Here is a 7,104-nt window from a genome sequence, read left to right on the forward strand (position 1 = left end):
CGAGATTTCAGCGGCTCGGGCGCGCGAGGCGCGTGTTGTTTCAGGCGTTGTCGCAGGCAGTAGAATTTCGGAGATAAGCACGCGCAATCCACCGTCGGTTCCGGTTCGTGCCAGCGTGCGATTGACCAGATCGTCAGGGATGTCGCGGGCTTGCCCGCGGAAGGAGTCCTGCACATGCGACCGCCATGCGATCCCGGCTGTTACGAAGTCGCGATATGTTTCCGCGCCGACGCCTTCTTGGCCAAGGGCGGCGATGAATTCTTCGGCTGTAAGGTCGGCCCGGCTGGCAAATTCTTCCAGTCCGCGCAGGATTTGGTCTTCGCCGGGAAGATTATCGCCCCGGCGTGCCGCCTCGATTTGAATGCTTTCGTTGATCAACTGATCACGCGCCAGATTGCGCGGGTCTCCGGGCGCGCGCAGAAGAGACAAAAACCGGGTGCGTTGAGTGATTTGATATTCGGTCACCACGTTGTCACCGACTTGCACAACAGGGCGGAAGCGGTTTTGGGCATCTGCCGGAACCGCGAATATGATTATCGCAACGATTAGCGACACTATCACAGCGATGTAATTGTGATGTTTCAAGTGGCTACCCTCTGCAAACCGGTCGGCTTGTCCCTTGCTTTTGTCCATTTCCAACACCCAGCAATGACACGCGAAAGCCAAAGTCAGTGGTTGGAGTGACACTTGTAGATGTTGCATAGCGGCGCGTTACCGAAAGGTCTATGCGAATGCAATCGGTCGAGAAATCGACGCCAAGCCCGGCGCGGGCAGCACGGCCCTCGTTGAAGTCGTAGCGCCAGTCGGCGTTTGCGGTCCAGTTTTCGTTCAGATCAAGCGCGCCCCCAAAGGCCCACTCCGACAATTCTTCGTTCCGCCCCTCCGCAGGTTCGGGCTGCGCAAAAAGATAGCTCGACGTGAGCATGCCACGGTCCGCCTGCCAGTCCACGCGTGTTTCGCTTAAGGTGAAGGCCACGTTGTCGTCGAAAAGCGAGCGTGACGACACCCAAAGTCGATCCCCGAAGGAAAGCCGACCGGCCAGAAGCCATTCGGATTGATCGGCGTCCGCGCCGCCGCTTGTGTCGGAAAACTCCAGCGTACCATCAAGGCTAGCAACCCGCCCGAATGCAAAGTTTGCCGCCCAGCCGCTTGGATCAGAGCGGTGCCAGTTTACACCAACAGCCGCGCGCGACCCGTCTTCGATGCCATCAATGCCCGGAAATCGCGAGGGGGCAAACAGATTGGCTTCGTCAAATTCCACAATTCGGCTGTCTTCAAGAGGAACATCGTCGCCAGAGATGTTGGCGATATCCAGTCGCAGAATGGGCTCAAGGATTTCGGACGCGCCGCTGGAGGTTGTACGGGCATGCGGCCATCTAAGCTCGGTCGCGACGCGCGGCGCGGCGCGCAGGCTGTTCGCCTCAAACGTGGAATCCTGTCCAATGTTATAGGCGTCGATCCGCAATGCGGCTTCAGTATCAACCACTAGGCCTCGTCCAAGAACCGAGCGGCGCGACCAGTCCACGCCAAACCCGATCCGCGACATGTCGCGCCCAATAATGTCATCCGAGGAAGGGCGGTTCAACGCTGCGGCGTCGATACGGATTGTGGTCAGGCCCCCAAAGCGCGGCGAGGGTAGATCGCGTTGATAAGACGTCTCGATGAACCGGTCGGGCAGGGCGTCCCGGATCGGGATCTCGAGGTCGCGCAGGGTCCTGAATTCGGTGACACTCGCGCGGAAAAGGTCTTTTTCGCGCACACGGTCGAGAGCAAATTCGTTCGTCAGACGGTCTTTTGAGGAGTAGTTGTATTGGAAAAGATAGCCGGGGTCTGAGACGAATTCGAGCTGCCCGGACGCGACAAACCCGCGTGGCAGATAATAGGTTCCGTTGGCAAAGAAATATCCCCGGCCTCCGATATCGTCGCTTGTGGCAGCGCCATCAAAAGTAAGGCGGCCGTTCCGTAATTCCTGTCGATAGTTGAATTCCAGCGTTGTGGTTGATGCCGAAAGATAAGGTGTGAGTGTTGTGTCGGCATGGGAACCGATTGCGATGAAATAGGGCAACCGGAGACCGGTGCCGAGGTCGGACGAGGTTCTAAGTTCGGGGATCAAAAAGCCACTGGCGCGTTTCAGCGTGGGGTCTGGCAGGCGCAAGCGCGGCAGGTAGAGGATCGGCACACCTGCCAGCCTGAACTGTGCATCATCAAAATAAAGTTGCTGTTCCACGGTGTCATGCACCACGCGCGAGGCACGGATTTCCCAAAGTGGCGTAGGATTGGCAGCGCAGACTTCGCACGACGACGCAACGACGCGTCTTAGCGTTGTATAGCGGTTATCGACGCGGGCAATCCGCGCGGCGGCAAGTTGCAGTTGCTGATCCAGTACCAAACGGGCCGACGTCAGCACGCCGTTGCGCAGATCACTGTTAAGCGTGGCGGCGTCTGCGGTGACCACATTGCCAGAGGCGTCCTTAAGCGTCACAGCCCCTTCGATAGAAAGCGTATCTGTCGTGCGATCGTAAATGACGCGTTCGGCGGACAACCGATTGCCCTCGAAGAAGACCACAACATTCCCTTCGGCGGTGATGCGTCCTGACGGGTCTACGATAACGCTGTCGGCGATGAGGGAAGCAAGGGCCTGCGCCTGTGCCAAGCCCGGAATGAGCAAAAGGCAGACAAAGAAGGCAAGAAGACTGCGTCTCATCCGTCTTCCAGATGTAAAAGGAGCCCAAGCGGCAGCAAAACGGCGGCGATGGGCGGGCCCCATGCTGCAAGAAGGATGGGGATTTGCCCGTTCTCGCCGAGGATGGCGGCGAAGTTGCGCACGAAATACAAACTAAAGCCAAGTGCCAGTGCCAGCATGACCATAAACCCTGTGCGCCCCATGCGCGTGTGACGCATTGTGAAGCTCGCGCCGACAAGCACCATCGAGATCAGCAGGATCGGCAGCGCCAATTCCATGTGCAGGAATGTGCGATGGTTACGCGCGGAAAATCCAGCGGTTTCAAGCTGCTTGATGAAGGCAGGAAGCTCCCAAATCGGAATGGTGGACGGGGTGCCGAAGCTGTCGAGAATTTGGTCACGCGTGAGGTTGGACGCAAGGCTCATCCGGTCCGCGGTGAAGGCGTTTTGTTCGGGGATGACAGCGTTTGGATCAAAGCGCCATTCTTTGGCGCCCTCGATCTGCCATGCACCTGTTGTAAGACGAGCGGTTTCAGCTTCGATGCGGTAGCTTGGGGTACCGTCAGCGTCAAAGCCAAGAAATGTGGCACCGAACAAAACTGTTCCGTCCAGGTTGGCGCGCTCTGCGTGGATCACAGTCTGTCCATTCGGCGTGCCTTGACGCAGCCATAGCCCCTCACGGGTGACCGATACGGTCGATGCGCCTTCGTTGGTCAGCCGTCCTGCCACGACTTCGTACTGCTTGGATGTTGCAGCAACGATTGGGTTGATCACGCCGACGGCGACGATACCAATCACAAACGTGACGATCAGCGGGGCGACCAAGCTTTTTAAAGCCGAGCGGCCCGAAGCGCGCGTGACGACCAGTTCCGAAGACCTTGCCAGTCGCAAAAACAGGGCCACCGTGGCAAGGATCATGATCAGCGGCAGGATGCGGTAAAGCGTCTCTGGCACATTCAGCGCGGTCAGCGACAAAAGCGCGCCGAAGCTTGCGTCGGTCGATCCGAATTTTCGGATTTGCTCGATCATGTCGAGAAGAAACAGGATAACAAAGAAAACAAGAATAGTGGACAGAACCGTCTTCAGGAATTGGCGCGCAAAATAGAAATGAAGGGTCATGGGCTCCCTCCGTCTGGCGTTGTAACGCGATGTCTTCGCCGGAATAATCCTGGTCGCGACGCCAATTCAAGGAGGATAGCAGCTAGAATTACTCCGGCAAGTGGCCCCATGTAGGCGGCAGGCCAGTGGTTGGCGTTTGACTGTACGATGTCCTGTCCAATCCGGGTGATCATCTGGATGAAGATCAAGGCGCCGATGGCGCCGGCGATTTGTCTCCAGATCCCAAACCGCGAAAAGCCTCCAAGCATCAGTGCTGCAAAACCGACAAGCGGTGCTACGAAGCCATTCAGTGCGTTGCCGAAGCGATCGTGTGCTTCTGATATAAGCGTGTTGCGGGAAGCTCCGGTCACGGCTTGCGTGGTTTCGCTTGCTTGCAACAGAACGCCAGTGCCAAGCTCTTGTGGCCGTATGCCTCCCAGTCCTGTCAGTTCGACCAAGCCGCTTAAATCAAAGGCAAAGTTTTCAAAACGCGTGACCGATAACAGGCGGTTCTCGGTGTCCAATGCCTGTGCCATGCCGTCGAACATAATAAGCGTAGGCGCGTCGTCGCCGCGGATCAGTAAGGCTTCCCTTGCGCTATAGGTGACTTGGACCTTTGCATCGCGGGAGTCTGACAAAAAAATATTCAACAACTCGCCCTGTGGCGAAATTTCCCGGATGTAGAACGTCACCTGATCGGCAGGATGGATGAATTGGCCTTCGGTCAAAAGTCGCGCCGTCATGTTCTGTGCAATCTGATCGGACCTGACGGCCAGTTGGCGCAGGCTGGAGGGTACAAGGAAATGACCAAGGACCGAAGCCAGGACTGCTACAATCAAGCCGAAATACACCACGGCGCGGGCCAGTCGCCACGGCGAAAATCCGGTCGCCTGCACAACAACAAGTTCGCTTTCTGTGGTCAGGCGATTGGTGACGTAAAGGGTGCTGGCGAAGGCAGCAATCGGCAGCACAATTCGGATTACGTTTGGTAAAGAAAGAACGGAAATTTCAAGGAAAACAGCCGCTGATTGGCCGTTGGCGATCAACTGGTCAAAAAGAACGACGGCACGGTTCACCCAGTACACAAGCACAAGTACAAGCGCAAAAAAGCCGAACAGCGTCAAGAGCTGCGTCATAAGATATTTGTCGAATCGTCCGATCATCACTGACTGACCTGGCTACATTGGCTTGACTTAAACCACAGTGCGCGCGCGGGGAACAGGGATTGGCACGGATTGATGTCCGTTATCGGCTGGTCTTGGCCAAGCGGGAAGACTACTTTGTGGGGATGCCATTCGAAGGAGCGCGCAATGACGGATTTGCCCACACTCACACTCAGCGAAACAAGCCTTGAACAGATAGCCGAGATCGAGGGTCGGATCGTTATTTTTATGCCTGAAAGCGGCAAACTTGATCAATCTGCACGGCGGGTGAACCGGCTGATGCGAGGCGCGCTTGAGCGATTTGCAGAAAGCACGGCATTTTCCAAAATGAAGGAAGGGGAAGCAACTGACCTGGCCTTCCCGACAGGCATGCGGGCTGACGCTGTGCAAGTGATCCGCCTTGACCTTACGGCCGACCCGGAAGCGGGACGTCGCGCAGGTGCTGCGATTGGCGCCGGTGCTGTCAAGGGCGAGGTTCTCATCCTTGCTGGCGCGCGGAAGAAACTTGAACACTTAATGATGGGATGTCTGCTGAAGGCCTATGCCTTTGGCGATCACAAGACCGATCATGGCGAACGCGGGACCGTTGAGATCACGATGATGGTGGCAAAGCCCGATGACTTGCAGAGTGACCTTTTGCGGGTGCGGGCTGTTGCCGAAGGTGTCTATTTCACCCGCGATCTGGTCAATGAGCCAGCCAACGTTTTGACAACTGTTACTTTCGCCGACCGACTAGAAGCTTTGCGCGAGCTTGGTCTGAAGGTTGAGGTTCTTGACGAGGACCGTTTGGAAGAACTTGGGATGCGAACGCTTCTTGCCGTGGGCTTTGGCAGCGAGACGCCCTCCAAAGTCGTGATTATGGAATGGACCGGACGCGGCACCGAAGCGCCGCTTGCTTTGGTCGGCAAGGGCGTTGTGTTTGATACCGGAGGCATATCGATTAAGCCTGCGGGCGGCATGGAAGAAATGACGATGGACATGGGCGGTGCAGGCACCGTTGCTGGTGTGATGAAAGCATTGGCGCTTCGTAAAGCGGCGGCAAACGTTGTCGGGATTGTCGGTTTGGTCGAGAACATGCCGGACGGACGTGCGCAACGCCCCGGCGATGTGGTGCGATCGATGAAGGGCGACACGGTAGAGGTGATCAACACCGACGCCGAGGGCCGCCTCGTTCTGTGCGACATCATGTGGTACGCTCAAGAGCGCTTTGAGCCACGTGCGATGATTGATCTTGCGACGCTTACGGGGGCGGTCATTGTCGCACTTGGCCATGAGAACGCGGGTGTGTTTTCCAACGATGACACGCTTGTGGGATCGTTTTTAGCGGCGGCAGCGACAGAGGACGAAGGCGCGTGGCGGATGCCTTTGGGCGAGGGCTATGCGCGGGCTTTGAAGAGCCGAATTGCGGATGTGAAAAACATCGGCGGGCGCCCTGCGGGGTCGATCACGGCTGCTGAGTTTTTGCAGCGGTTCGTGAAGAAAGACACACCATGGATACATCTCGATATTGCAGGTGTTGCCAGCACGGACGCGGCAACGACGCTGGCGCCCAAGGGGGCGACGGGCTGGGGTGTACGTGCCTTGGATCGCTTGGTTTCGGATCGATTTGAAGGGTAGCAACGATGGGGTCTGTCTATTTCTATCACCTGACCGAGCATCCGCTTGAAGCAACCCTGCCGATGCTGTTGCAAAAGTCGTTGGCGGCGGGGTGGCGTGTAGCCGTACGATCCGGCGACGACGCTTTGATGAAGCGTTTGGACAGTGCGCTTTGGTTGGGAGACGGCTTTTTACCCCACGGTATCGCAGGTGGCCCGCATGATGCAGATCAACCGATCTTGCTAACAAAAGGTGACGCGACCAATGGCGCGCATTGCGTGATGGCCGTCGGTCAGGCGGCGATCGACGTGGTCGAAGCGCAAGCCGCCGAACGTGTTTGCATCTTGTTTGATGGAGCCAATCCAGAGGCCGTCGATCATGCGCGCGGGCAATGGCGGTCAATGACAGACGCGGGGCTTGCGGCGCAATACTGGGCGGACGAGGGCGGCCGCTGGCAGAAAAAGGCCGAGAACACACCGAAAAGCTAGGGTTCCAGTATCATCTGATCGCCGCTGATTTCGATGCGGTCGAACAGGCTTAAATACCGCATTCCAAGAAGCGACCC

The 7,104-nt window shown here is 57.3% G+C and carries 6 protein-coding genes; 2 read left to right on the top strand and 4 right to left on the bottom strand.

Annotated features, from left to right (window positions below; all coding sequences use genetic code 11):
* The 4 genes from AC221Y_RS17565 to lptF all read right to left on the bottom strand — a co-directional run.
* On the bottom strand, nucleotides 1-585 hold a 585-nt coding region (locus AC221Y_RS17565; RefSeq protein WP_486707878.1), incomplete at its 3' end, for a SurA N-terminal domain-containing protein.
* A 4-nt stretch (nucleotides 586-589) separates the two neighbouring features.
* Nucleotides 590-2,704 carry an LPS-assembly protein LptD gene (locus tag AC221Y_RS17570; RefSeq protein ID WP_486707879.1) on the bottom strand — a complete coding sequence of 705 codons (2,115 nt, stop codon included), beginning with the start codon at nucleotides 2,702-2,704 and terminating at the stop codon, nucleotides 590-592.
* Complete coding sequence (gene lptG, locus AC221Y_RS17575) at nucleotides 2,701-3,801, bottom strand: LPS export ABC transporter permease LptG (RefSeq protein WP_486707880.1); 1,101 nt, start codon at nucleotides 3,799-3,801, stop codon at nucleotides 2,701-2,703. The genes AC221Y_RS17570 and lptG overlap by 4 nt, the downstream gene beginning before the upstream one ends.
* Nucleotides 3,798-4,943 carry an LPS export ABC transporter permease LptF gene (gene lptF, locus AC221Y_RS17580; protein WP_486707881.1) on the bottom strand — a complete coding sequence of 382 codons (1,146 nt, stop codon included), beginning with the start codon at nucleotides 4,941-4,943 and terminating at the stop codon, nucleotides 3,798-3,800. Before lptF ends, lptG begins: the two co-directional genes overlap by 4 nt.
* A 147-nt stretch (nucleotides 4,944-5,090) precedes the next feature.
* Here lptF and AC221Y_RS17585 point away from each other — a divergent pair, with 147 nt between their 5' ends.
* Entirely contained in the window at nucleotides 5,091-6,560 is a 1,470-nt protein-coding gene (locus AC221Y_RS17585; protein WP_486707882.1) for a leucyl aminopeptidase, read from the top strand.
* Between the two features lie 5 nt (nucleotides 6,561-6,565).
* Complete coding sequence (locus tag AC221Y_RS17590) at nucleotides 6,566-7,027, top strand: DNA polymerase III subunit chi (protein ID WP_299757742.1); 462 nt, start codon at nucleotides 6,566-6,568, stop codon at nucleotides 7,025-7,027.
* Nucleotides 7,028-7,104: the final 77 nt, after the last annotated feature.

It is taken from the genome of Boseongicola sp. (genome assembly GCF_057460485.1).